The 23,917-nt window shown below is 73.0% G+C and carries 19 protein-coding genes, 1 tRNA gene, 1 other RNA gene, 1 pseudogene and 1 riboswitch; of the genes and pseudogenes, 3 read left to right on the top strand and 19 right to left on the bottom strand.

The features are described from left to right. Positions 1 to 3: 3 nt before the first annotated feature. Together ACFXDE_RS05650 and ACFXDE_RS05645 are read right to left on the bottom strand one after the other, a co-directional pair. Positions 4 to 1,440, bottom strand: coding sequence for an MFS transporter (locus ACFXDE_RS05650; RefSeq protein WP_380491216.1), 1,437 nt, complete (start codon positions 1,438 to 1,440; stop codon positions 4 to 6). 106 nt (positions 1,441 to 1,546) lie between these two features. Beyond that, positions 1,547 to 1,861 carry an SMR family transporter gene (locus ACFXDE_RS05645; RefSeq protein WP_359960387.1) on the bottom strand — a complete coding sequence of 105 codons (315 nt, stop codon included), beginning with the start codon at positions 1,859 to 1,861 and terminating at the stop codon, positions 1,547 to 1,549. A gap of 45 nt (positions 1,862 to 1,906) precedes the next feature. Continuing rightward, positions 1,907 to 1,972: riboswitch (guanidine-III (ykkC-III) riboswitch) on the bottom strand. A gap of 83 nt (positions 1,973 to 2,055) precedes the next feature. On the opposite strand from ACFXDE_RS05645, the gene ACFXDE_RS05640 reads away from it, so the two are divergent. After that, positions 2,056 to 2,127 (top strand) — tRNA-Cys (locus ACFXDE_RS05640). Between the two features lie 63 nt (positions 2,128 to 2,190). Here ACFXDE_RS05640 and ACFXDE_RS05635 read toward each other — a convergent pair. The 6 genes from ACFXDE_RS05635 to ACFXDE_RS05610 form a co-directional block, all read right to left on the bottom strand. Then, positions 2,191 to 4,518 carry a xanthine dehydrogenase family protein molybdopterin-binding subunit gene (locus ACFXDE_RS05635; protein ID WP_380491213.1) on the bottom strand — a complete coding sequence of 776 codons (2,328 nt, stop codon included), beginning with the start codon at positions 4,516 to 4,518 and terminating at the stop codon, positions 2,191 to 2,193. Beyond that, entirely contained in the window at positions 4,515 to 5,750 is a 1,236-nt protein-coding gene (locus tag ACFXDE_RS05630; protein WP_380491211.1) for a 2Fe-2S iron-sulfur cluster-binding protein, read from the bottom strand. The genes ACFXDE_RS05635 and ACFXDE_RS05630 overlap by 4 nt, the downstream gene beginning before the upstream one ends. Next, on the bottom strand, positions 5,747 to 6,613 hold the full coding sequence (locus tag ACFXDE_RS05625; RefSeq protein WP_359960722.1) for an FAD binding domain-containing protein: 867 nt from the start codon (positions 6,611 to 6,613) through the stop codon (positions 5,747 to 5,749). The genes ACFXDE_RS05630 and ACFXDE_RS05625 overlap by 4 nt, the downstream gene beginning before the upstream one ends. Positions 6,614 to 6,961: 348 nt before the next feature. Next, entirely contained in the window at positions 6,962 to 8,572 is a 1,611-nt protein-coding gene (locus tag ACFXDE_RS05620; RefSeq protein WP_380491209.1) for a beta-N-acetylhexosaminidase, read from the bottom strand. Positions 8,573 to 8,665: 93 nt separating this feature from the next. Then, positions 8,666 to 8,941, bottom strand: a complete 276-nt coding sequence (locus ACFXDE_RS05615; protein WP_329929182.1) for a DUF3039 domain-containing protein — start codon at positions 8,939 to 8,941, stop codon at positions 8,666 to 8,668. Between the two features lie 62 nt (positions 8,942 to 9,003). After that, positions 9,004 to 9,597, bottom strand: a complete 594-nt coding sequence (locus ACFXDE_RS05610; RefSeq protein WP_380491206.1) for a YqgE/AlgH family protein — start codon at positions 9,595 to 9,597, stop codon at positions 9,004 to 9,006. 289 nt (positions 9,598 to 9,886) lie between these two features. On the opposite strand from ACFXDE_RS05610, the gene murA reads away from it, so the two are divergent. Continuing rightward, a complete protein-coding gene (gene murA, locus ACFXDE_RS05605) occupies positions 9,887 to 11,227 on the top strand; it encodes a UDP-N-acetylglucosamine 1-carboxyvinyltransferase (protein WP_359960375.1) in 1,341 nt (446 codons plus the stop codon). A gap of 75 nt (positions 11,228 to 11,302) precedes the next feature. Here the strand turns inward: murA and ACFXDE_RS05600 are convergent, their stop codons facing one another. The 8 genes from ACFXDE_RS05600 to ftsE form a co-directional block, all read right to left on the bottom strand. After that, complete coding sequence (locus ACFXDE_RS05600) at positions 11,303 to 11,587, bottom strand: HU family DNA-binding protein (RefSeq protein WP_030242980.1); 285 nt, start codon at positions 11,585 to 11,587, stop codon at positions 11,303 to 11,305. A gap of 509 nt (positions 11,588 to 12,096) precedes the next feature. Continuing rightward, on the bottom strand, positions 12,097 to 13,569 hold the full coding sequence (locus ACFXDE_RS05595) for an NAD-dependent malic enzyme (RefSeq protein WP_380491204.1): 1,473 nt from the start codon (positions 13,567 to 13,569) through the stop codon (positions 12,097 to 12,099). 391 nt (positions 13,570 to 13,960) lie between these two features. Beyond that, on the bottom strand, positions 13,961 to 16,264 hold the full coding sequence (locus tag ACFXDE_RS05590) for a HelD family protein (RefSeq protein WP_380491202.1): 2,304 nt from the start codon (positions 16,262 to 16,264) through the stop codon (positions 13,961 to 13,963). 129 nt (positions 16,265 to 16,393) lie between these two features. Then, positions 16,394 to 16,775, bottom strand: a transfer-messenger RNA (tmRNA) gene (gene ssrA / locus ACFXDE_RS05585). Positions 16,776 to 16,861: 86 nt separating this feature from the next. Beyond that, positions 16,862 to 17,338, bottom strand: coding sequence for an SsrA-binding protein SmpB (gene smpB, locus ACFXDE_RS05580; RefSeq protein WP_380435422.1), 477 nt, complete (start codon positions 17,336 to 17,338; stop codon positions 16,862 to 16,864). 43 nt (positions 17,339 to 17,381) lie between these two features. After that, positions 17,382 to 18,527 (bottom strand): S41 family peptidase, encoded by a 1,146-nt coding sequence (locus ACFXDE_RS05575; RefSeq protein ID WP_380491199.1) that lies wholly within the window; start codon positions 18,525 to 18,527, stop codon positions 17,382 to 17,384. 113 nt (positions 18,528 to 18,640) lie between these two features. Continuing rightward, positions 18,641 to 19,552: a permease-like cell division protein FtsX gene (gene ftsX / locus ACFXDE_RS05570; RefSeq protein WP_329929190.1), complete on the bottom strand. Its 912-nt coding sequence runs from the start codon at positions 19,550 to 19,552 to the stop codon at positions 18,641 to 18,643. A gap of 77 nt (positions 19,553 to 19,629) precedes the next feature. Then, positions 19,630 to 20,319, bottom strand: a complete 690-nt coding sequence (gene ftsE, locus ACFXDE_RS05565; RefSeq protein WP_063349173.1) for a cell division ATP-binding protein FtsE — start codon at positions 20,317 to 20,319, stop codon at positions 19,630 to 19,632. Positions 20,320 to 20,669: 350 nt separating this feature from the next. On the opposite strand from ftsE, the gene ACFXDE_RS05560 reads away from it, so the two are divergent. Beyond that, positions 20,670 to 20,864: a hypothetical protein gene (locus tag ACFXDE_RS05560; protein WP_359960365.1), complete on the top strand. Its 195-nt coding sequence runs from the start codon at positions 20,670 to 20,672 to the stop codon at positions 20,862 to 20,864. Positions 20,865 to 21,022: 158 nt separating this feature from the next. Here ACFXDE_RS05560 and prfB read toward each other — a convergent pair whose 3' ends face one another. The 3 genes and pseudogenes from prfB to ACFXDE_RS05545 all read right to left on the bottom strand — a co-directional run. Then, positions 21,023 to 22,138, bottom strand: coding sequence for a peptide chain release factor 2 (gene prfB / locus ACFXDE_RS05555; protein WP_380435424.1), 1,116 nt, complete (start codon positions 22,136 to 22,138; stop codon positions 21,023 to 21,025). A 69-nt stretch (positions 22,139 to 22,207) separates the two neighbouring features. Next, entirely contained in the window at positions 22,208 to 23,467 is a 1,260-nt protein-coding gene (locus ACFXDE_RS05550; RefSeq protein ID WP_380435425.1) for a serine/threonine-protein kinase, read from the bottom strand. Between the two features lie 215 nt (positions 23,468 to 23,682). Further along, a pseudogene (locus ACFXDE_RS05545) lies at positions 23,683 to 23,917 on the bottom strand (serine/threonine protein kinase); the annotation flags it as partial.

Here is a 23,917-nt window from a genome sequence, read left to right as displayed (position 1 = left end):
CCGTCAGGCCCTGCGGACCCGGCCGGAGACCAGCGCCCCCAGCAGGGCCACCCCGGTCATCGTCAGGAAGATCACCGCGAAGGCGCCGGGCGACCCGGCGCCTTCGGCGTTCCCGTGGGCGACCGCCACCGAGCCGCCGCCCAGCGCCGAGAAGAGCACCCCGGCGAGGCCCACCAGCAGGACGTTGCCGAGCGCGTCGCTCATCTGCAGCGAGGCCGAGTTGGCCCCGGCGTCCTGCGGCGCGGACAGCTTCATCATCAGCACGCTGACGCTCGCGACCGTCAGCCCCATCCCGATGCCGCCGACGCCCCAGGCCACCGCCGCCGCCCAGACCGGCACGGCCGGGACCAGCACCAGCGCCGCCCCCGCGATCGCCACCGCGGTCAGCACGAACCCGCCCCGGATCATCGCCTCGCGGTGGCGCTCGGCGCCCGGACGGCCCTGCAGCCACGAGCCCAGCGCCCAGGACAGCCCGCCGCTGGTCAGCGTGAGCCCGGCCAGCGTCGGCGACAGGCCGCGCTGGGTGACCATCATCAGCGGGATGAACGCCTCCGCCGCGAAGAACGCCCCGGCGGCCACGCCGCGCAGCAGGATCACCGTCGGCAGACCGCGCCCGGCCCGCAGCGTGCCCTGGGGCAGCAGCCCGAGCACCGCCGGCAGCAGCAGCGCCGCACCGGCCGCCGCCGGGAGCAGCCCGATCGGGTCCAGCCGCTGGCCCGCGTACTGCAGCAGGCCGGCGCCGAGCGCCGCCATCGCGGCCAGCACGGTGCGGCGGCGGTCGAACTCCGCGCCCTTCGGCACGGGGTGCTCGCGCTCCGATCGGGCCAGCGCCGGACCCATCACCGCGAGCGGCAGCAGGATCAGCGCCGGCACGGCCAGGAACACCCAGCGCCAGCCCAGGTGCTGGGTGACGGCTCCGGAGACGACCGGTCCGACGATCGAGGGGAGCACCCAGGCCGAGGAGAAGGCCGCGAACACGGAGGGCCGCAGCCGTTCCGGGTAGGCCCGGCCGACCACGACGTACAGCGCGACGATCACCAGCCCGCCGCCCAGGCCCTGGACCGCCCGCCCGGCCACGAACAGCCACATCCCCGGCGCCGTCCCGGCCACCACCAGGCCCGCGCCGAACACCGCGATGCCGGTGAAGAGCGGTTGCAGCGGGCCGCGCCGGTCGCACCACTGGCCGGAGACGACCAGGGCGAACAGCGTGGTGGTGAAGTAGCCGGAGAAGGCGAAGGCGTACAGACCGAGGCCGTCCAGCTGCCGGGCCGCCACCGGCATCGCGGTGTTGACCGCCGTCGCCTCGAAGGCGAGCAGCAGGACCACCGACACGATCCCCAGCGTGAGGGCGCGGTAGCGGCCACTGAGCACCCCGCCGCCGGGGTCGTTCTCGACGGGTATCGGGGCGGAGTCGACCGAGGTGGGGGAGGCAGTGGTCATACGTAATATCGTAAGGGCCGTCTGGCGTTTGGACCCCTGACCGGAGTCGGTGATCGACTCCGCCGCAGGACCTAGGACACGCCTCGGGACACGCCCCGGGACCGGGTCAGTGGAGCACCTTCAGGCCGACCACGCCGGAGACGATCAGCAGCAGGCAGCCGATCCGGGCCAGGGTCACCGCGTCGCCCAGGACGGCCATGCCGTAGAGCGCGGTGCCGACCGCGCCGATGCCGACCCACACCGCGTAGCCGGTGCCGATCGGGATGGTGCGCATCGCGTACGCCAGTCCGCCCATGCTCAGCAGCAGGGCGACGCCGAAGACGAGACCGGGGACGAGGCGGGTGAAGCCCTTGGACGACTCCAGGGCGACCGCCCAGACGGTTTCCAGGACACCCGAGACGATCAGAACGAGCCAGGCCATGACGGTACGAACCTCCGCAGTCCACAGCGGCCGGATTGCCGCTGAACTGCGCCGTCTTGTCGTCACCGGGTACGACGCGCTCGTCCGGAGTGGCGGGAAAACGCCACTTGTCCCCGACGGTAGCACACATTGCCATACAGAATTTACAAAACGCCGTTGACCCCATTCTCGGAATCCGCCATCCTGAATTCACTGGCCGTGTGCCCGAGAGGCTCAGGGAACCGTCTGCAAAGCGGTACACACGGGTTCGAATCCCGTCACGGCCTCGGTAAAAGGAATTGCCGGTCGACTGCGAAAGTCGACCGGCAATTCCTCGTTCCGCATTTCTCTCACACCGCGACGGCGTCCTCCGGCCGGATCGGCAGGCGCCCCACCGGCAGACCGGTCGCGGCCCGGACGGCGGCGGCGACGGCCGCCGGGGCGACCACCGCGGGCACGGCGCTGACGGCCTTGGCACCGAAGGTCGCGACCACGTCCCGCTCCTCCAGCAGGGCCGCGATCCGCACCTCGGGGGTGTCCAGCGCGGTCGGCAGCCGGTAGCCGGTGAGCGACGGGTTCTGCAGCACGCCGCCCTCGGTGCGCAGCTCCTCCAGCAGCGCCAGGCCGACGCCCTGGGCCACGCCCGCCTCGATCCGGTCCTCGATCTGCCGCGGGTTGAGCGCCCGGCCGACGTCCTGCGCGACGGTCATCTCGACCACCCGGACGGCGCCCAGCTCGATGTCCACGTCCACGACCGCGCGCATCGCGCAGAAGGCGATGGAGACGAACGCGTCGCCCTGCCCGGCCTCGTCCAGCGGCTCGGTCGGGTGCGGGCGGCACTGCGCGGTGGCCCACAGCTCCTTGCCCTCCAGCGCCTCGGCGACCGGCATGCCGAGCACCCCGTCGTACGAGGTGATCTTGCCGTCGGCGATCTGGAGCAGCTCCACCGACATCCCGAAGTTGGCGGCGATCGGCTGGAGCAGCTGGTGGCGGACCATCAGCGCGGCCCGCTCGACCGCGCCGCCGGACACCCAGGTGTGCCGTCCGCGGGCGGAGGGCCCGGCGATCGACTGGTCGCTGTCGGCCGGCGCGATGTAGACCTCGCCGACCCCCAGCACGGTCTGCACGATCTGCCGGGCCAGCGTCGCGAAGCCCTGGCCGGAGTCGACGGCCGCGCAGATCACGGTCGCGTGGTCGCCGCTGACCCGCACGGTGGCGGTGGACACCTCGTCCTCGCCCTCGGCGCCGAGCATGTGCACCATGCCGACGGCGTAGCCGATCCCGCGCCGCACGGCGGCCGGGTCGCCGGCGCCGCCGGGCCCGCCCGGCAGCAGCCACTCGGCGTCCGGGTCGTCCACCGGCAGCGCCGGCAGCGGTTCGGCGGCGACGGCCTCCAGCAGCGCGGTCACCGGCGCCGGGCACGTGACGGCCTGTCCGGTGGGCATCGGGTCACCGGTGGCCATCGCGTTGCGGCGGCGGATCTCCACCGAGTCCACGCCCACCCGGGCGGCCAGCTGGTCCAGCTGCGACTCGTAGGCGAAGCAGGACTGCAGCGCGCCCTCGCCGCGCATCCGCCCGGCCGGCGGGTTGTTGGTGCGCACCGCCCACGCGTCCACGAAGACGTTCGGGCAGACGTACGGGCCGACCGAGAACGCCGTCGCGGCGGCCAGCGCCTCGGCGGAGACGTCCGCGTAGGCGCCGCCGTCCAGCAGGATCTGCGCCTCGACCTTCACCAGCCGGCCCTCGGCGTCCGCGTGGTGGCGGTAGCGCAGGAGCGCGGGGTGGCGCGAGGTGTGGGTGTGGAAGGACTCCTCGCGGGTGAGCGTCATCTTCACCGGCCGGCCGGTGCGCAGCGCCAGCAGCGCGAGGGTGACCTGGAAGGAGAGGTCCTCGCGGTCCGAGGTCGCTCCGGGCACGCCGGTGACGACCAGTCGCACCCGGTCCGGCTCCAGGCCGAGGCACGCGGCGGTGCGGTCGCGGTCCCCGTGCGGGTCGGTGGAGGACAGGTGCAGTTCGACGCCGCCGTCCGGGCGCGGCACGGCGAGGCCGGCCTCGGCGCCGAGCGGGGCCGGGTCCTGCCGGCCGACCTGGTACAGGCCCTCGACGACGATCTCGCCGACCGCGTCCGGGTCCCCGCTGCGCAGCGGCAGGTGGCGGAACAGGTTGCCGTCCGGGTGCAGCGGCGGGGCGGTGAAGGCCTGCTCGGGGTCGGTGACGGCCTCCAGCGGCTCGTACTCGACGACGATCAGACCGACCGCCAGCCGCGCGGTGTCGGGGTGGTCGGCGGCCACCGCGGCCACCGGCTCGCCGTGGTGGCGCACCACGCCCGAGGCCAGCACCGGCCGGTCGGCGACGATCGGCCCGGCCGGGGCGCCGTCGGGCAGGCCGTCCGGGCCGGGCGGCAGGTCGGCGGCGGTGACGACGGCGTGCACGCCGGGCAGGGCGAGCGCGGCCGAGGTGTCGATGGCCTTGATCCGGGCGTGCGGGTGCGGCGAGCGCAGCAGCGCGCCCCACAGCAGCCCCTCGGCCCACAGGTCGGCGGCGTACGGGTAGATGCCGAGCGCCTTGGGCAGGGCGTCGCTGCGCAGCGGCGAGCTGCCGAGCCCGAACGGCTCCGGCGCGCCGGCCCCGTCGCCGTCCTGCTGGGTTGCTGCGCCGATGTCGGTAGGCGACGTCATGATGCGTGGTCGTCCTCGGGGAGCCGGATGCCGTGGGCGGGGGTGGCGCCGTACGGGACGCCGGCCGGGGCGCCGCCCTCGGCCGGGACGCCGTGCGGGGGCGTGGGGACGTACGGCGCGCCGTCGAAGCCGGGGCCGGGCGTGCCGTCGAAGCCGGGACCGGGCACCGGGGTGCCGTGGGCGGGGGTGGGCTCGTAGACGGGGGCGTCGTAGCCGCCGTCGTAGCCGGGCTGCTGGGGGTAGCCCTCGGGGTAGCCGGCGCCGGGCAGGTAGGTGCCGTGCGCGGGGGTGGCCTGGTACGGCTGCTCGGGGTAGCCCTGCGGCTGGTAGTAGACCTGGTCGTCGGTCGGCTGCGGCGGGACGGCCGGGATCTCGTACGAACCGGTGTCGTACACCCCGGTGTCGTAGCCGGCCTGGCCGTCGTAGCCGTGCTGGCCGTCGTAGCCGCCCTGGGCGTCGGCGCCGTACGGCAGGCCCTGGCCGGGGACCGCGGCGGCCGGCTCCTCGGCGGGCGGCTGCGGGACGTGCTCGATCCAGGCGTCGGCGTCGGTGTAGACGGGGGGTTCGGCGGCGGGCTCCTCCGCGGGCGCGTCGGCGGCCGGCTGCCCGGCGGCCCCTTCGGCGGCGGGCGCGGCAGCGGCGGTGGCCTCCTCGGCGAGCGCGGCCTCCTCCGCCTCCTCGGCCTCCAGGGCGCGCGCGTCGGCGACGCTCTGGACGGCGGCCAGCACCCCGCGGTAGCCGGTGCAGCGGCAGAGGTTGCCGCACAGCGCCTGCCGGGCCTCGACCTCGGTGGGCCGGTGGTTGCGCTGGAGCAGGTCGTGCACGGCCATCGCCATGCCGGGCGCGCAGTAGCCGCACTGGACCGCGCCGGACTCGGCGAGCGCCTGCTGCACGTCGCTCGCGCCGCCGCCCGCCGACAGGCCCTCGACGGTGTTGATCTCGCTGTCCGCGGCCAGCGCGGCCGGCACCAGGCAGCCGGCCACCAGCTGGCCGTCCACCTGCACCGAGCACGCGCCGCACTCGCCCTGCTCGCAGCCGTCCTTGGCACCGGCCAGGCCGAGCCGCTCGCGCAGCACGTAGAGCAGGCTCTCGCCGATCCAGGCGTCGGTGACGGGCCGTTCGAAACCGTTGACCCGCAGGGTGTAGGAGGCGCAGGGGCGCAGCTCGCGGCTGACCTGCGGGGAGAAGCCGAGCGGGTCGGCGTCGAGGGTGTCGATGGGGTCTGTGCTCACTTCAGCGCCCTTCCCAGTGCCCGTCGGGCCAGCACCGACACGGTACGCCGTAGCCGAACGGCGGCCGCGCTCGGCCCCTCGGTCACGGCCTCCCAGGCACCCTCGGCGCCGTAGCCGTCGGGGACGCAGGCTGCGGCGACGTACTCGCCAAAGGCGGCGGTCGCGGCGGGGTCGATCTCCCGGCTGCCGTCCCAGTCGATGCAGCCGGCCACCCAGGCCTCGGCCTCCAGCGGCCGCAGCGGCACCGGCGCGACGGCGCCGACGGCGCAGCGCACGGAGCGCCGGGCGGGGTCGAGGACGAGGGCGACGGAGGCGGTGGCGCGGGCCGGGCCGCTGCGGCCGGTCGCCTTGAGGAAGACCTGGGGCGCGTGCAGCAGCGGGACGCGCACCCAGGTGAGCAGTTCGCCGGGGCGCACCGGGTCGAGGCCGGTGAGGAGGTGACTGACCGGTACCTCCCGGGTGCCGCCGGCCCGGGCGAGGGTGACGGTGGCCTCCAGGGCGGCGAGCACCGGGAGGGTGTCGCCGGCCGGGGCGGCGGTGACGATGTTGCCGCCGAGGGTGCCGACGTTGCGGACCTGCGGGGGTCCGGCGGTGCGGGCGGCGTCGGCGAGGGCGGGGATCAGCGCGGCGAAGTCCGGGCGGTCCATCCGGGCGTGGGTGAGGCCGGCGCCGAGCACGGCGGTGCCGCCGTCCTCGTAGCGCCAGCCGCGCAGTTCGGTGATCCGGCCGAGGCCGACGAGGGCGGCGGGGCGCAGCCGTCCGGCGTTGACGGCCTCCATCAGGTCGGTGGCGCCGGCCACGGGCACCGCGGCCGGGGCGGCGGCCAGCGCGTCGACGGCCTCGTCGAGCGAGGCCGGCAGCATGATCGTCCGGTTCACCTGGGTCCCACCGTGCTCCACTTGCTCATCGATCGCCTGCCGCCCGCGGCCTTCGGCCGTGGTGTCCGCGTCAGCAGTCCGGCCTGGCCCGTAGGGTACGGGCGATCGGGCCGGGTTGGGCAACTCTGGCACACAATGCTCGATGATCACTTCGGGGCCGGTGAACGGGACTGCCCGTTTGGGGCGGATACCGGGCGTTATCTGCCCCGGCCCGGGCCGGACCGGAACAGATGTTCATCTGTTCTTGACGTCGGATGACCATCCGGAAGTTCCCCGCGTTCCGCCTCCCCCGCATTCCCGCTGCCCGGCATTCCGGCCGCCCGGCCCGAACGCCTATCGGACGGGCGGCGGCCCCTCGATCGGACGGCCGACCACTCCGGGGCGGCGCTGCCACGGGTGCGGGCCGTCGGCCGGGCGGTACTCGACGCCGAGCGCGTCCAGGACCTCCAGGTGCGCCGCCAGCCGGCGCGCGAAGGCCGGGTAGTCGCGCTCGGCCGGCTCGGCGGGCAGGGCGGACCAGGCCACCTCGGCGAAGGCGGCGAGCCGCGGGAAGGCCCGGTAGTCGACGTCCCTGGCGGTGTCCGTGAACTCGCTCCACAGGTTGGCCTGGGTGCCGATCACGCGCCGGGCGGCGGCCTCGTCCAGCTCCCCGGGCACCGGCTCGAAGCGGTACACGTCCTCCAGCGTCCGGACGAACCCGACCGGGATCGGCTCGTCGGGGCCGTCCGCCTGCCGGTGGTCCAGGTAGACGTGCTGCTCGGGGCACATCACGACGTCGTGGCCGGCGCGCGCGGCCGCGATCCCGCCGCCGAAGCCGCGCCACGACGAGACGGCGGCGCCCGGCGCGAGGCCGCCCTCCAGGATCTCGTCCCAGCCGATCAGCCGCCGCCCGCGCTCGGCCAGCCAGCGGTCGAAGTGCCGGATGATCCAGCTCTGCAGCTCGTCCTCGTTGGCGAGGCCGAGCTCGCGGATGCGCGTCCGGGCGGCGGCGCTGTCCTTCCACTGCTCCTTCGGGCACTCGTCGCCGCCGAGGTGGACGAATTCGGACGGGAAGAGCTCCAGCACCTCCTCCAGCACGCCCTCGAAGAAGCGCAGCGTCGCCTCGGAGGCGTTGAGCACGTTGTGGCTCACGCCCCAGTCCGTCCACACGCCGAGCGCCGAGGTGTCCACGACGTCGGTGTTGCCGAGCTCGGGGTAGGCGGCCACGGCGGCCTGGGTGTGGCCCGGCAGGTCGATCTCCGGCACGACGGTGACCCCGCGCTCCGCCGCGTACGCGACGATCTCGCGCAGGTCGTCCTGGGTGTAGAAGCCGCCGTGCGGCCGGTCGTCGCGGCGCCCGGCGCTGCGGTAGCCGACCATCGAGCGCTCCCGCCACGCACCGCGCGCGGTCAGCTCCGGGTACCGCTTGATCTCCACCCGCCAGCCCTGGTCGTCGGTCAGGTGCAGGTGCAGGACGTTGAGCTTGTGGACGGCCAGCAGGTCGACGAAGCGCAGCACGTCCGCCTTGGGCAGGAAGTGCCGGGCGACGTCCAGCAGCGCGCCGCGCCAGCCGAAGCGCGGGGCGTCCTCGATGTCGGCGCCGGGCAGCACCCAGCCGGTGCGGCGCAGCGGGGCCCGGCGGAAGGCGTCCGGGCCGAGCAGCCGGCGGAGCGTCTGCGCGCCCCACAGCGCGCCGGCCGGACCGCCCGCGGTGATCACCGCGCGGCCCGGGCGGACCGAGACCCGGTACGCCTCGGCGGCCAGCGCGGCGTCGTGGACCAGCTCGACGCCCGCCCCGGGAGCACCCGGGGCGAACGGCAGCCCGGTGGCGGCGGACAGCGCCGCGCGCAGCCAGTGCGCGGCACCGGCCAGCACCAGCGGGGCGGTCAGCGTCGTGGCGTCGTCGAGGGGGAAGTCCTCGCCCGGGCGGCGGACGGCACTCGAAGGTGCGGGAATGAGGTCCATTCCGACATCCTGCCCGCGCCCGGAACGATTGGCATAGACCACTGCGCAAACGCCGCACGATGCAAAACGGCGCGGTGCGGCGGCCCCGCGGGACTACTTGTCGTCGTCCCCGCCCTGCGGCTTGCCGATGCCGTCGTAGATCTCCTTGCACATCGGGCAGACCGGGTACTTCTTCGGGTCGCGGCCGGGCACCCACACCTTGCCGCAGAGCGCCACCACGGGGGACCCGGAGAGCGCGCTCTCCATGATCTTGTCCTTCTGGACGTAGTGCGCGAAGCGCTCGTGGTCGCCGTCCCCGTTGGACACCTGCGGGACGGGCTCGACCAGGGTGCCGGTGCCGAGGCCGCGCTCGGGCTCAAGAGTGCTCATAGGTGCCAAGTCTATGGGCGCCCCGGGAAACCGGGCCAGTGTCGCACCGACGGCCCCCGCCGTCAGTTCAGCGTCGGGTCGTCCGGGTAGGTCGCCAGCAGCGCCAGCGGGCCGCGCTGGCGGCGCAGCACCGAGCGCCACAGCCGCTCCGGCTCGGGGCTGGAGATGTCCCCCGGCTCGCAGTCCACCAGGTACCACGCGCCGCTCTCGATCTCCGCCTCCAGCTGGCCGGGCGACCAGCCCGCGTACCCGGCGAAGATCCGCAGCGCGCCCAGTTCACCGGCCAGCACCTCGGGCGGCGCCTCCAGGTCCACCAGCCCGATCGCGCCGTGCACCCGCCGCCAGCCGAGCGGCTCGCCGGTGCCCGGTTCCCCCGGGGCCACCGCCAGCCCGAGCGCCGAGTCCAGCGCCACCGGCCCGCCCTGGAACACCACGGCCGGCTGTCCGACCAGCCTTCCCCAGCCGTCCAGCACGCTGCCCACCTCGACGGGCGTCGGCCGGTTGAGCACGACGCCGAGCGCCCCCTCGGCGTCGTGGTCGAGGAGGAGCACCACCGCCCGGGCGAAGTTCGGATCGGTGAGCACGGGCGTCGCGACGAGCAGACGGCCGGTGTGGGACCGGCCTCCGTGCGAATGGGCCGCCGTCATGCCACACATGATCCCGCAGAACGGGCGGGCGCGGACACCGCAACACACGAAACCCCGCCACGCCGGACGAACACCCGTACGGGCGCATCGGCGGGCGCCGGAACCCCGGAAGAGAGCACCATCACGGGAGAGGCTCACGGGAACCATCGGGACGCCCACTACCATCTACGGATGGTGGACGCCTTTACACGGTGCCGACTCGGTTTCGCCGGGGGCCCGAACGCGCCCGTACGAACGTTCCACCACCGGCTCGCAGGAGCCCTTCCCCATTTCTCTGGCACCCCGGATTGCGAGAACGATGACCGACGACGTCCTGCTGGTCCACGGCGGAAACCCGCTCGAAGGCGAGATCCGCGTCCGCGGTGCGAAGAACCTGGTCCCCAAGGCCATGGTCGCCGCCCTCCTCGGCCAGGGCCCCAGCAGACTGCGCAACGTCCCGGACATCCGCGACGTCAAGGTGGTCCGCGGCCTGCTCCAGCTGCACGGCGTGACCGTGCGCACCGGTGACGAGGACGGCGAGCTGATCCTCGACCCGTCGCACGTCGAGAGCGCGAACGTCGCCGACATCGACGCGCACGCCGGCTCCTCGCGGATCCCGATCCTGTTCTGCGGCCCGCTGCTGCACCGCCTCGGCCACGCCTTCATCCCCGGCCTCGGCGGCTGCGACATCGGCGGCCGCCCGGTCGACTTCCACTTCGAGGTGCTGCGCCAGTTCGGCGCCACCATCGAGAAGCACCCGCAGGGCACCTACCTGGTCGCCCCGCAGCGGCTGCGCGGCACCAAGATCGAGCTGCCCTACCCGTCGGTCGGCGCGACCGAGCAGGTGCTGCTCACCGCCGTCCTCGCCGAGGGCGTCACCGAGCTGCGCAACGCGGCCATCGAGCCGGAGATCGTCGACCTGATCTGCGTGCTGCAGAAGATGGGCGCGATCATCACCCTGGGCACCGACCGCACCATCCTGATCACCGGTGTGGACGAGCTGGGCGGCTACACCCACCGCGCCCTGCCGGACCGCCTGGAGGCCGCCTCCTGGGCCTGCGCGGCGCTCGCCACCAAGGGCGACATCTACGTCCGCGGCGCCCGCCAGCTGGAGATGATGACCTTCCTCAACACCTTCCGGAAGGTCGGCGGCGCCTTCGAGGTGGACGACGAGGGCATCCGCTTCTGGCACCCGGGCGGCGAGCTCAAGGCGATCGCCCTGGAGACGGACGTCCACCCGGGCTTCCAGACCGACTGGCAGCAGCCCCTGGTGGTCGCGCTGACCCAGGCCACCGGCCTGTCCATCGTCCACGAGACGGTGTACGAGTCGCGCCTGGGCTTCACCGGCGCGCTCAACCAGATGGGCGCCCACATCCAGCTCTACCGCGAGTGCCTCGGCGCCACCCCGTGCCGCTTCGGCGCCCGCAACTTCCTGCACTCCGCGGTCGTCTCCGGCCCGTCCAAGCTCATGGGCGCGGAGCTGGTCATCCCGGACCTGCGCGGCGGCTTCTCGTACCTGATCGCGGCGCTCGCGGCCGAGGGCACCTCGACCGTCCACGGCATCGACCTGATCAACCGCGGCTACGAGAACTTCATGGACAAGCTGCGCGACCTCGGCGCCCACGTCGAGCTGCCCAGCGAGCAGCTGGTCGACGCCTGACCGGCGGCGTCCGCCGACGGCGAGAGGCCGGGCTCCCCGCGGGGAGCCCCGCCTCTCGGGCGTTCAAGGGGTGGCTCAGGCAGCGCCCTTGGCGGCTTCCTTCAGCTTGGAGCCGGCGCTCACCTTGGCGCTGTAGCCCGCGGCGATCTGGATCGGCTCGCCGGTCTGCGGGTTGCGCGCGGTGCGGGCAGCGCGGTGGGTGCGCTCGAAGGTCAGGAAACCGGGGATGGTGACCTTCTCGTCGCCCTTGGCGACGACCTCGCCGACGATCTCGGCGAAGGCGGCCAGAACGGCGTCGGCGTCCTTGCGGGTCACCTCGGCGCGCTCGGACAGCGCGGCCACCAGCTCACTGCGGTTCATGTGTACTCCTGTGGTCTGTTCGCTTGCGGTGTGCGGGGGCCCATCGGTGCTCCCACCGGGGGGCACCCGGATGGGCCGCAGGTCCGCACACAGTGCTCGTGCAGGCAATGCGTGGTCGCAGGCCGGGTCCGCACCCGATGCCGCGCGCCGGAGCCTTCGAAGGCCCGCCCGCCTGCCTGGATACGAATCCTGCCCCGACCGGCCCCGAGAAAGCCAATCGGGCCCCGGCCGAGCCACCCGAACATCGCCCTCCCGTCGGAGGTGTGACGCTCCGTCGGCTCCGGCGGACCGGGAGCGGGCGGCGGTCGGGACGACACGCCGGAAGACCAGGGGGACGTTCCGTACTTGTCGGACACGCCTGCCCCGTGCAGGGCTACCGTACGCCCTAGGCACGACAAGCCCAAACACGCCCCTCGCCCTTGTGTCGCAAGGGTTCGGGGCGGACTTGGGCGAGTACGGGCGCTATTCGGTCATTTGACCGATCCGCGGCACCGCCGCGGGCTCCCCCGTCAGAGCTTGACGGTGGGGAAGGAAGCCGTGTCGAGGGTGCCGACGATGCCCGGGGTGGGACGGGCCGGAACGGGCTCGCCCTGAGCCCCCGCCAGGGCCGCCTCGCGCACCGCGGAGGCCACCGTCTTGGCGACGTCCTTGTGGAAGACGCTCGGGATGATGTAGTTCGCGTTCAGCTCGTCGTCGCCGACGGTGGTGGCCAGCGCCCGGGCGGCGGCGATCATCATCTCGGTGTTCACGGTGCGGCTCTGGGCGTCCAGCAGGCCGCGGAAGACGCCCGGGAAGACCAGCACGTTGTTGATCTGGTTCGGGAAGTCGCTGCGGCCGGTGGCCACCACGGCGGCGGTCTGACGGGCGATCGCCGGGTCGACCTCCGGGTCCGGGTTGGCCAGCGCGAAGACGATCGCGTTCTCGGCCATGGTGGCCAGGTCGTCGCCGTCCAGGACGTTCGGGGCCGACACGCCGATGAAGACGTCCGCGCCCGCCACGGCCTCCTTGAGGCTGCCGGTGCGGCCCGAGCGGTTGGTGTGCTCGGCGATCCAGCGCAGGCTGTCGTTGAGGTCGTCACGGCCCTGGTGGACCACGCCGCGCACGTCGGCGACGGTGGCGTGCTCGACGCCGGCGGCCAGCAGCAGCTTGAGGATCGCGGTGCCGGCGGCGCCGGCGCCCGACATCACCACGCGGATGTCGGCGATGTCCTTGCCGACCACCTTCAGCGCGTTGGTGAGGGCGGCGAGCACCACGATCGCCGTGCCGTGCTGGTCGTCGTGGAAGACCGGGATGTCCAGGGCCTCGCGCAGCCGGGCCTCGATCTCGAAGCAGCGCGGCGCGGAGATGTCCTCCAGGTTGATGCCGGCGAAGCCCGGGGCGATCGCCTTGACGATGGCCACGATCTCGTCGGTGTCCTGGGTGTCCAGGCAGAGCGGCCAGGCGTCGATGCCGGCGAAGCGCTTGAACAGGGCCGCCTTGCCCTCCATGACCGGCAGCGCGGCCGCCGGGCCGATGTTGCCCAGGCCCAGCACCGCCGAGCCGTCGGTGACGACGGCGACGCTGTTGCGCTTGATGGTGAGGCGGCGGGCGTCCTCGGGGTTCTCGGCGATCGCCATGCACACGCGGGCCACGCCCGGGGTGTAGATCATGGAGAGGTCGTCACGGTTGCGGATCGGCAGCTTGGACGACATCTCGATCTTGCCGCCGAGGTGCATCAGGAACGTGCGGTCCGACACCTTGCCGATCGACACGCCGTCGATCGCCCGCAGCTTCTCGACGATCTCCTCGCCGTGGGCCACCGAGGAGGCGGCCACCGTCACGTCGATCCGCAGCGCCTCCAGGCCGGAGGCGGTGACGTCGAGGCCGGTGACCGATCCGCCGGAGGACTCGACCGCCGTGGTGATCGCGCTGACCGCGTTGCTCTGGGCCGGGACTTCGAGCCGCACCGTGATCGAGTTGGAGACACTTGGCACCGTCGCCATCGACGCTTCCTTCTTCCATCCATCGGCAGGTTCAACATTTTGTTGAAGGCATCACCTGCGCATGCTAGACCTCGATCGTCGCACCTACCAGGGCGTAGCCAGAAATAACGTTCATTGAGTGTGCGGACCCCACAAGCGGGCCCCCGGACGGGCGGCGGGCCGACGGCGGGCGGGCGACAACAGGGCCCGCGACTTCTTGCCTCTCCGGGCCGATGCGTTACATTGGACGGGACACCGGCTCGATCCAAGCCCCCGGGCCCAACCTTCGTCCCTCAGAGGGACCACTTGCCGCGAGGCGAGCATGGCGGGTCGGTGTCGTAAACGTCTGAAGGCCCCTCACCATCCGGTGAGGGGCCTTCTTCGTGGCCGCGGACCCGCCGTCAGCCGCGCGTCAGCCGTGCAGCAGCGCGGGCACGCCGGCCGAGTCCGGCAGGTCGTCCGGACCGGACAGCACGGTCAGCCGCTGGGTCGCGCGGGTGAGCGCCACGTAGAGCACCCGCAGGCCCGCCTCGGACTCGCCGGCGATCCCGGTCGGGTCGGCCACCACGGTCGCGTCGTACTCCAGGCCCTTCGCCTCCAGGCTGCCCAGCGCCACCACGCGCTCGCCCAGGCCCTCGGCCCAGCCGGCCGCCTCGGCCCGGCGGTCCATCGGCACCACGATCGCGACGGTGCCGTCCACCTCGGACAGCAGGCGCTCCAGCTCGGCCTTGGCCGCCGCGCCGAAGGCCTCCGGCGACGGGTCGGTGACGGCCGCGAAGCGCGGCTCCACCCCGACGTGGCGCACCGCGCGCGGCGACGGCGTGCCCGGCGCGGCGAGCGCCAGCACCTTGGCCGCCACCTCGGCGATCTCGGCCGGGTTGCGGTAGTTGACGGTCAGCGTGAACCGGCGGCGCTGCTTGCCCGCGAGCACCTCGTCCAGCGCGGCCTGCGCCTCCTGCGGGAACGGCCAGGAGGACTGGGCCGGGTCCCCGACGATCGTCCAGGTCGCCATCCGGGCCCGGCGGCCGATCAACCGCCACTGCATCGGGGTGAGGTCCTGCGCCTCGTCCACGATCACGTGCGCGTACTCCGTGCGCTCCACCGGCTGGCGGTCGCGCTGGCGGGCGCTGCGGTCGGCGAAGGTGGTGACCTCCTCCAGGCCGGTCAGCAGGTCCACCGCGTCCACCTCGCGGACCTTCCGCCGGGCCGGCTCGCCGAGCAGCACCTGGAGCTCGTCCACCAGCGCGACGTCGTGCGCCGACAGCGCGCCCTCGCCGGCCGCCGACAGGTGCCGCCAGGAGCCCGCCAGCAGCCTCGCCTCGTCCGGGGTGACGGCGCGGCGGGCGATCCGGTTGGTGTGGCGCGCGTGCTTGAGCGTGCCGAGCACCTTGCGCGGGGACAGCGCCGGCCACCAGGCGTCCAGGAAGTCCAGGAACGACGCCTCGTCCGAGACGTACTCGTCGAAGGACTCCTTCTCCTCCTGGCGCTGCTCGCGGGCGTAGTGGTCGGTGGGCTTCGGCAGGTGCCGGGTGGCCTCCTGCCACAGGGCGTCCAGCAGCAGCCGGCGGGCGCGCGGGCGCAGCAGGTTCAGCGGCGTGCCGCCCGAGCCCACCACGTTGCCGCGGACGGCCTTCAGCCGGCCGGCGTCGAGCTTCAGCACCTCGCCGCGGGCGACCACCTTGAGCTCCTGCGGCGCGCCCAGCTCCAGCGCCGCGCGGGCGGCCCGGCGCAGCAGCTGCACCATGCGGCCCGAGCCCTTGACCCGGGCGGCCTCGGGGCTGTCGTAGGTGCCCGCCTCGATGCCGTCCACCAGCGAGCCGACCGCGCGGATCGCGACCTGGCCCTCCTCGCCGAGCGAGGGCAGCACGCCCTCGGTGTAGGAGACCAGCAGCGGGGTCGGCGAGACGACCAGGATGCCCCCGGCGTAGCGGCGGCGGTCCTGGTAGAGCAGGTACGCGGCACGGTGCAGGGCGACGGCGGTCTTGCCGGTGCCCGGGCCGCCGGTGACGAGCGTGGCACCGCCGGCGGCGGCGCGGATGACCTCGTCCTGCTCCTTCTGGATGGACGAGACGATGTCGCGCATCGAGTGGCTGCGGGCGCGGCCGAGCGAGGCCATCAGCGCGCCGTCGCCGACGACCGCCAGCTCCTCGCCGCCCAGGGTGGGGGTGAGGTCGGGGCGCAGCAGGTCGTCCTCGACGCCGATCACCTTGCGGCCCTTGGAGCGGATCACCCGGCGGCGGATCACCCGGCCCGGCTCGACCGGGGTGGCGCGGTAGAACGGCGCGGCGGCGGGCGCCCGCCAGTCGATCACCAGCGGGCCGTACTCGGCGTCCAGGACGCCGAGCCGGCCGATGTGCAGGGTCTCGGCCACCGCGGGGTCGGCCGGGTCGAGCGGCGTGTCGGAGGGGATGCCGTGCTCCTCCGGGGCGTCGGCCCGCTGGAGGTCGATCCGGCCGAACAGGAAGTCCTCGAACTCGTTGTTGAGCCGCTGGAGGTGCGCACCGGCCCGGTAGACCTGGGCGTCGCGCTCGGCGAGCGCGCCGGGTGTGCCGACCTGGACCCGCTTGGCGGCGTCCTCCAGGATGTACTCGGCCTCGGCGAGCTTCTCCTCGAGCCGGTGGTAGACGGTGTCGAGGTGCTGCTGCTCACCGGCGATCTCGCGCTCGCGCACGGTCTCGTGGTCGGTGGCGGGGGTGGTGTCCGTGTTGCTCTGCATGGCCTCGGTGGTTGCGACGGAATCCGGCTCCGGAAAACGAGCGGACGGATGATCCTACGCCTCGGTCGGGGGAAACGTGAAGGCCGTCCCCCGCATTGCGGGGGACGGCCTTCACTTGTGAACATGGGGTGGTGGAGATGCCGGGAATCGAACCCGGGTCCAGTGGAGTTAATTCAGGGCTTCTCCGAGCGCAGTCCGCTGTGCTTTTCTCGGCCCTGGCGGTCACACGGACGAGCCGCCAACAGGCCCAGCTGCTGTTTGATTTCCCATCCACCCTCGCAGCCCGGGCGGACGGTTGAGTTCCCTAGATTATGCCAGGGTCCGGGTCGGGAACTCCCCGGTCTGACACCCAAGCGCTATCGGTGCTTATTAGGCAGCGAGAGCGAACTGCTGGGAATCGCGCTTAGAGTTGGCGATTATTTTTTTGCGACACGTGGTTAACGAGATCATTGCCGCGTTCCTCGGCTCGCTTCCCCTGTTTCAACATCCCCTGTCGAAACCGATCATCCCCATGTTTTTTTGAGAAACAGCTCGGACGGTGACCGTCCGTGTTGCTGGCGCCATAGTACGCGAGGCGACGGGCGAGGGTCCAGCGGATTAACCCTGGCGCCGTCGGGCGGCCGCCACGGCGCGTGCCGTCTCGCGGGTGTCCTGCTTCTCGCGCAGCGTCTGGCGCTTGTCGTACAGCTTCTTGCCGACCGCGAGCGCCAGTTCGAGCTTCACCCGGCCGTCCTTGAAGTACAGCGAGAGCGGGATGAGGGTGTGGCCCGCGTCGCGCACCTTGGTCTCGATCTTGTGGATCTCCATCCTGTGCAGCAGCAGCTTGCGCTTGCGGCGCGCGGCGTGGTTGGTCCACGTCCCCTGGGTGTACTCGGGGATGAAGACGTTGTCGATCCAGGCCTCGTGGTTCTGGATGTAGGCGTAGCCGTCGACCAGGTTGGCCCTCCCCTCGCGCAGTGACTTCACCTCGGTCCCGGTGAGCACGAGGCCGCACTCGTAGGTGTCGAGGATCGAGTACTCGTGTCGCGCCTTCTTGTTCTGCGCGATCAGCTTGTGTCCGGTTTCCTTTGCCATAGCGCCGTCATTCTCGCACTTCGGGCCCGGCGGGGCAGCCCCTTTAGGCGCGGGTGCCGAGCCCGGCCAGGACGCGCAGGGCCAGGGCGTCGGCGTCCTCGGAGCCGGACGCGGGGACGTCGGGGGTGAGGCCGGTGCCGTCGAGGGAGCGGCCGGCCGGGGTGTGGTAGCGGCCGACGGTCATCTCCAGCACGGCGCCGTCGGCGAGCCGGCTCGGCTGCTGGACGGTGCCCTTGCCGAAGGTCCGCGAGCCCACCACGACCGCGCGGCTGCGGTCCTGGAGCGCGCCGGCGAGCAGTTCGGCGGCGCTCATCGTGCCGCCGTCCACGAGCACCACGAGCGGGGTGCGCTGGTCACCGCCGGTCGGGGCGGTCAACTCCCTGGTGTCGCCGCGCTCCTGGTACGAGCCGACCGCGCCGCCGTCCAGGAAGGCCCCGGCGGTGGCGACGGCCTCGTCGACCAACCCGCCGGAGTTTCCGCGCAGATCGAGCACCACGCCGGCGTGCGGGGCGCGCAGCGCGGCGCGCACCTGGTCGGCCACGCCGGTGGTGAAGGCCCGCACGACGATCCGCAGCACGCCCTTGTCCAGGTGCTCCGCGGTGACCTGCTGGCTGTCCAGCAGGGCCCGGCGCAAGCGCAGTTCGCGCACCTCGCCGTCACCGCGCCGGACGTCGACGGTGACCTCGGAGCCGGCCCTGCGCTCGCCGTCGCGGCCGCGCAGCCGGGCGACGACCTCGGTGACCGGCAGCCGGTCGGCCTGGTCGGCGTCGATCCTCAGCAGCCGGTCCCCGGGGGCGATCCCGGCCACGGCGGCCGGACCGCCCGGGGCCACCTGGGACACCTCGGTGACGCCGTCCTCGCCGCGGCCCACCGACAGCCCCACCCCGAGGTAGCGGCCGTCCAGGCCCTGGCTGAACTCCGCGTACTCCTGCGCGCTGTAGTACGCCCCCCAGCGGTCGCCGCTGGCGCCGAGCAGGTGCTCGGCCTGCTGCTCCGAGAGCGCGGTGCCGGCCGGGTCCGCGGTGACACCGGGGACGACGGACGCGGGCCGGACGGCGTCCGCGGACGGGCGGCGCGGCGCTTCGCTCGGGTCCCCCCAGGCGCCGGTGGCGGCCCCGGCCAGCAGCACGGCGCCGAACACCAGGCTGAGGGTGGCCACCTGACGTGCCCTGCGCGGAGTTTCCAGCATGGCATCGGAGTGTAGACACCGCGCGCGGCGCCGCGGGCCGGAACGGCCGAGCGCGGAACGACGGCGGCCCCGGACGGCGCAGTGCCGTCCGGGGCCGCCCGGGGCCCGGAGGATCAGACCTTGAGGTACTTGCGCAGCGTGAAGAACGCCGCGACTCCGGCCATCGCCATGCCGACCACGACCAGCAGCGGGATCACCGCCAGCACCGAGCTCAGCCCGATGAAGTGGATGAACTGCACCCGGTCGGCCAGCCAGTTCTGGACGAAGAAGTGCCCGCCGAGCAGCAGTCCGGAGGCCATCACGGCCCCGAGCAGCGCGGAGAACGCGGCCTCGGCGATGAACGGCATCTGCACGTAGAAGTTGGAGGCGCCGACCAGGCGCATGATGCCGGTCTCACGCCGCCTGCTGTACGCCGACACCCGGACGGTGTTGACGATCAGCAGCAGCGCGACGAACAGCATCAGCACCATGATCACGAAGGCCGCCGTCTGCAGACCGTTCAGCAGGCCGAAGAGGTTCTCCAGGATCTTCCGCTGGTCCTCCACCGACTTGACGCCGGGCTTCCCGGCGAAGGCGCTCTGGATGACGTCGTACTTCGTCGGGTCGTTGAGCTTCACCCGCCAGGACTGCGGCATGGCGTCCGGACCGAGGACGGAGATGAGCGGGTTGTCCGGGTTCATCTCCTTCCAGTGCTTGTACGCCTCCGCGGAGCTCTCGAAGGTCGACGACTGGACCACCGAGTCCATCTTGTCCAGCTGGGCCTTGACGTCCTGCACCTGCTGGTCGGTGGCCGCGCCCTGCCCGCACTGCGGGGAGTTCCGGGCGTCGGACTTGGTGCAGAAGTAGATGCTCACCTCGACCTTGTCGTACCAGTACCCCTTCATGGAGTTCACCTGGTCGCGGACCAGGAGCGAGGAACCGGCGAGGGCGAGGGAGAGCGCGACGCTGACGACGACCGCGATGGTCATGGTCAGGTTGCGGCGGAGACCCACACCGATCTCCGACAGGACGAACTGGGCGCGCATGCGTGTAACAACTCCAGGGTCGGTACTGCTGGGTCGGACGGCTCGGGCCGGCGGCCCTACGGTTCAGCGGGGGTGGGTCAGTGCTGGTATCCGTAGACGCCGCGGGCCTGGTCGCGGACCAGCAGGCCCTTGTCGAGCTCGATGACGCGCTTGCGCATCTGGTCGACGATGGCCTGGTCGTGGGTCGCCATCAGCACCGTGGTGCCGGTGCGGTTGATGCGGTCGAGCAGCTTCATGATGCCGACCGAGTTCTGCGGGTCGAGGTTGCCGGTGGGCTCGTCCGCGATCAGCAGCATCGGCCGGTTCACGAACGCGCGGGCGATCGCGACGCGCTGCTGCTCACCGCCGGAGAGCTCGCCGGGCATGCGGTCCTCCTTGCCGCCGAGGCCGACCAGCTCCAGCACCTCGGGCACCACCTTGTTGATGGCGCTCTTGGGCTTGCCGATCACTTCGAGGGCGAAGGCGACGTTCTGCGCGACGGTCTTGTTGGGCAGCAGGCGGAAGTCCTGGAAGACGGTGCCCAGCTGGCGGCGCATGTGCGGCACCTTCCAGTTGGACAGCTTGCCCAGGTCCTTGCCGAGGACGTGCACCTCACCCGTGGAGGGGCGCTCCTCGCGCAGGCACAGGCGCAGGAAGGTGGACTTCCCCGAGCCGGACGAGCCGACCAGGAAGACGAACTCACCCTTCTCGATCTCCAGCGAGACGTTGTCCAGGGCGGGACGGTTCTGCTTGGGATAGGTCTTGGAGACGTTGTCGAATCTGATCACGGCTGCATCACGGAGGCCATCCTAGGCGGCGCCAGTCCTCGGTCGGTCCACCCCTGTGGGCCCGGTCCGGGGGCGGGCGAAGGGAACGGAAAGGGCCGCTCCCGGCTTGGGACCATACGCGAATCCACCGTCGGCCCGCAGGGCCCGGAGCGGACGGTTACCGGAGACTGGGGGACAATGTCCCCTTATGCCCCGAAAATTGCGAGGCATCTCACAGCCCGGGAGCCGGAACGGTCGGAACCTGGCAGAGTGGAGTGAGCGACCGTGCCCGGCCGCTCCCCCGCACAGGGCACGCGAAGGAACCAAAGCCCCGTCCGGTGCGTTGGTTCTAGCAGCGAGGAGGAGATCGCATGACCTGCGACCATCTGGTGTGCGCCAACTGCAACGGACGCGTGAGCGAGGGCCGTTGCCCGGTCTGCCGCGCCAACCGGGCCCGGCTGCAGGAGCAGCAGGGTCCGTTCGCCGCGCTCTCCCCCGCGGTGCTGCTGGCCCTGCTGGCCGGACTGCTCGCGGTGGCGCTGATCGCCCGGCAGGCGCTGGCCTGAGGCACGACGGGACGTACCGAACGCGAAGGGCCCCCGACCGATCCCGGTCGGGGGCCCTCCTGCGTCGTCGCCCGATTACTCGGCGCTGGTCTCGCGCTGCTTGCGCCAGCGGATACCGGCCTCGATGCTGTGCTTGATTTTCATCGAGGCCGAGCTCCTCACGCCTCGTTCGCGGTCTCCCGCTGCTTGCGCCAGCGGATCCCGGCCTCGATGAAGCCGTCGATGTCGCCGTCCAGGACGGCCTGCGGGTTGCCGGCCTCGAACGCCGTCCGGACGTCCTTGACCATCTGGTACGGGTGCAGGACGTAGGAGCGCATCTGGTTGCCCCAGGAGCTGCCGCTGTCCTTGAGGGCGTCCATCGCCGCGCGCTCCTCCTGGCGGCGCCGCTCCAGCAGCTTCGCCTGGAGGACGTTCATCGCGGAGGCCTTGTTCTGGATCTGCGAGCGCTCGTTCTGGCAGGAGACCACGACACCGGTCGGGATGTGCGTGATGCGCACCGCCGAGTCGGTGGTGTTGACGCCCTGGCCGCCGGGGCCGGAGGCGCGGTAGACGTCGATGCGCAGCTCGGACTCGTCGATGTCGACGTGGTCGGACTGCTCGACGACCGGGAGCACCTCGACGCCGGCGAAGGAGGTCTGGCGACGGCCCTGGTTGTCGAACGGCGAGATGCGGACCAGGCGGTGCGTGCCCTGCTCGACCGAGAGCGTGCCGTAGGCGTACGGCGCCTTGACGGTGAAGGTCGCGGACTTGATGCCGGCCTCTTCGGCGTACGAGGTGTCGTACACCTCGGTCGGGTACCCGTGCCGCTCGGCCCAGCGCAGGTACATGCGCATGAGCTGCTCGGCGAAGTCGGCGGCGTCGACGCCACCGGCCTCGGCGCGGATGTTGATCAGCGCCTCACGGGCGTCGTACTCGCCGGACAGGAGGGTGCGGACCTCCAGCTCCTCGACAGCCTTCTGGAGCGACTTGAGCTCGGTCTCGGCCTCGGTGCGGGTGTCCGCGTCGTCCTCGGCCTCGGCCAGCTCGAACAGCACGCCCAGGTCGTCGATGCGGCTGCGCAGGCCCTCGACCCGGCGCAGCTCGCCCTGGAGGAAGGAGAGCCGGCTGGTCACCTTCTGCGCGTTCGCGACGTCGTCCCACAGGGTGGGGGCGGCTGCCTCCTCCTCCAGGACCGCGATGTCGGCCCGGATCTTGTCCAGGTCGAGGACGGCCTCGATCGACCCCATGGTCGATTCGAGGTTCTTGAGCTCTTCGGAAGGATCGACGGCTGCCACGCCCCCAGCGTAATGGTTCCGGGGGTGGTCATGACGACACCGGGGTCCCCCGGCCGCCCTGGAGCGGTTCTAGGGGGCCCGCGGGGCGGTGCTGTGGACGGCCGGACGGGCCGGGTGGCCGCGGTCCGGGGCGGTGGCCGCGAAGGCCGTCCAGGCCGCGGCGGCGCCCGCCAGCAGCAGGACGGTGGCCAGCACGACGGCGAGCAGCCGGCGGCGGCGCAGCAGGGCCTGGCGGTCGCGGCGGTGGCCCGCGCCGGGGGCGGTGCGCTGGGCGCGGGACTCGGCGGCGTAGGCGGCCAGCTCGTCCGCGGACGGGCGGCGCAGGCTGGTGTGGGTGTCCCGGGTGGAGTCCGGGGCGACGCCGGGCACCAGCGGGACGGCCGGGCCGCGGCGGCGCTTGTGAGCGCCGGGGGCGGCGTCCACCTCGGCGTAGACGGCCTCGCCGGGGGTGATCGCCTCCTCCGCCGGGGCGCGGCCCTGCGAGGGGACGGCGAGCACCGGCAGGCCGGCCAGCGCGGGCAGCTGCTCGCGCAGCCGGGCGGCCAGCTCGGCGGCGCGCAGCCGGGAGGCGGGGGCCTTGGCCAGGCACTCGGAGATGATCCGCCACAGCCCGTCCGGCAGGCCGGGGATCGGCGGCACCTGCTCGGTGACGTGGCGGCGCAGCACGGCGCCGGTGTGGCCGCCGCCGAAGGGGGTGAAGCCGGCCAGCAGCTCGTAGAGCACGGTGGCGAGGGCGTAGATGTCGACGGCGGCGCGCGGCTCCAGGCCCTCGATGATCTCGGGGGCGAGGTAGTCGGGGGTGCCGATGATCCGGGTGGCCCGCGTGCGGCGCGGGGCGTCCACCAGGCGGGCCACGCCGAAGTCGGTGAGCTTGGCGCGCGGGGCTCCGCCGGGGCCGGGGGCGGCGGCGAGGTCGAGCAGGACGTTCTCGGGTTTGACGTCGCGGTGGACGATGCCGGCCGCGTGCGCGGCGGCCAGGCCGTCGGCGACGTCGGCGATGACCGAGGCGGCGGTCTGCGGGGGCAGGGCACCGTCGCGTTCGAGCCGGGAGCGCAGGTCGGTGCCCTGGACGAGCTCCATGACGAGGGCGAGGTCGCTGCCGTCCACGACCATGTCGCGCACGCCGACCACCCGGGGGTGGTCGAGGCTGGTCAGCGCGGCGCGCTCCTGAACGAAGCGGCCGACCAGCACCTGGTCGGCGGCCAGGTCCTCGCGCAGCAGCTTGACCGCCACCGGGCCGTCCGGCCCCTCGCCGAGCCAGACCGTCCCGGCCGAACCCCGGCCGATCACCTGGTGGACGGTGTACCGGCTGCCGATCTTGCGTGCCAATGCTGCTCCGTGGGCGGCGCGGGAGCGCGCCGGAAGGTCCGGTGCGCTCGGTGGGGCGGGACAACACCGACCAACCTACGCGCCCCGACCCCCCTCGCGGGCCGCCTGAGGGCCCCGGGGCGGCACTCGCGGGCGAGAAATCTTCGAAATTGTCGACAAAGCGTCAATCCCGCCGTCCGGGCGGCCGCCGGGGGGCGGCCGGACCCGGCGGGGCGTCAGTTCCTCGCGCTGTCGAAGACGTTGGTCACCCAGTCGTAGGCCGTGTGGTACCAGCCCTGGACGTTGTCCCAGTAGTGCGGCAGCGGCGTGAAGTTCCACAGCGCCACGGCGGCGACCGCCAGCACCAGCAGCACCATCAGGCAGCCCTTGAGGCAGCCGAGCCCCGGGATGTACATCCGGTTGCGGCTGCGCGGGCGCCGCTCGCGCGGCGGGGCCGGCTCGCGGCGCGAC

The sequence above is a fragment of the Kitasatospora sp. NPDC059408 genome (assembly GCF_042751525.1).
In the GTDB taxonomy this organism is placed as follows: domain Bacteria; phylum Actinomycetota; class Actinomycetes; order Streptomycetales; family Streptomycetaceae; genus Kitasatospora.
The sequence above is the reverse complement of the archived record's forward strand: the minus strand, read 5'-3'. Positions and strand labels throughout refer to the sequence as shown.

Excerpts from the sequence above, each read along its gene's own strand:
- ACFXDE_RS05625 (WP_359960722.1), bottom strand. The coding sequence starts at position 6,613 with ATGCTGCCGGCCTCGCTCGACGAGGCCGTCGACGCGCTGGCCGCCGCC.
- ACFXDE_RS05590 (WP_380491202.1), bottom strand. The coding sequence starts at position 16,264 with ATGCAGAGCAACACGGACACCACCCCCGCCACCGACCACGAGACCGTG.
- ACFXDE_RS05635 (WP_380491213.1), bottom strand. The coding sequence starts at position 4,518 with ATGACGTCGCCTACCGACATCGGCGCAGCAACCCAGCAGGACGGCGAC.
- murA (WP_359960375.1), top strand. The coding sequence starts at position 9,887 with ATGACCGACGACGTCCTGCTGGTCCACGGCGGAAACCCGCTCGAAGGC.
- ACFXDE_RS05620 (WP_380491209.1), bottom strand. The coding sequence starts at position 8,572 with ATGGACCTCATTCCCGCACCTTCGAGTGCCGTCCGCCGCCCGGGCGAG.
- ACFXDE_RS05650 (WP_380491216.1), bottom strand. The coding sequence starts at position 1,440 with ATGACCACTGCCTCCCCCACCTCGGTCGACTCCGCCCCGATACCCGTC.
- ACFXDE_RS05645 (WP_359960387.1), bottom strand. The coding sequence starts at position 1,861 with ATGGCCTGGCTCGTTCTGATCGTCTCGGGTGTCCTGGAAACCGTCTGG.
- ACFXDE_RS05615 (WP_329929182.1), bottom strand. The coding sequence starts at position 8,941 with ATGAGCACTCTTGAGCCCGAGCGCGGCCTCGGCACCGGCACCCTGGTC.
- ACFXDE_RS05560 (WP_359960365.1), top strand. The coding sequence starts at position 20,670 with ATGACCTGCGACCATCTGGTGTGCGCCAACTGCAACGGACGCGTGAGC.
- ACFXDE_RS05600 (WP_030242980.1), bottom strand. The coding sequence starts at position 11,587 with ATGAACCGCAGTGAGCTGGTGGCCGCGCTGTCCGAGCGCGCCGAGGTG.
- ACFXDE_RS05610 (WP_380491206.1), bottom strand. The coding sequence starts at position 9,597 with ATGTGTGGCATGACGGCGGCCCATTCGCACGGAGGCCGGTCCCACACC.
- ACFXDE_RS05595 (WP_380491204.1), bottom strand. The coding sequence starts at position 13,569 with ATGGCGACGGTGCCAAGTGTCTCCAACTCGATCACGGTGCGGCTCGAA.
- smpB (WP_380435422.1), bottom strand. The coding sequence starts at position 17,338 with ATGGCAAAGGAAACCGGACACAAGCTGATCGCGCAGAACAAGAAGGCG.
- ACFXDE_RS05575 (WP_380491199.1), bottom strand. The coding sequence starts at position 18,527 with ATGCTGGAAACTCCGCGCAGGGCACGTCAGGTGGCCACCCTCAGCCTG.
- ftsX (WP_329929190.1), bottom strand. The coding sequence starts at position 19,552 with ATGCGCGCCCAGTTCGTCCTGTCGGAGATCGGTGTGGGTCTCCGCCGC.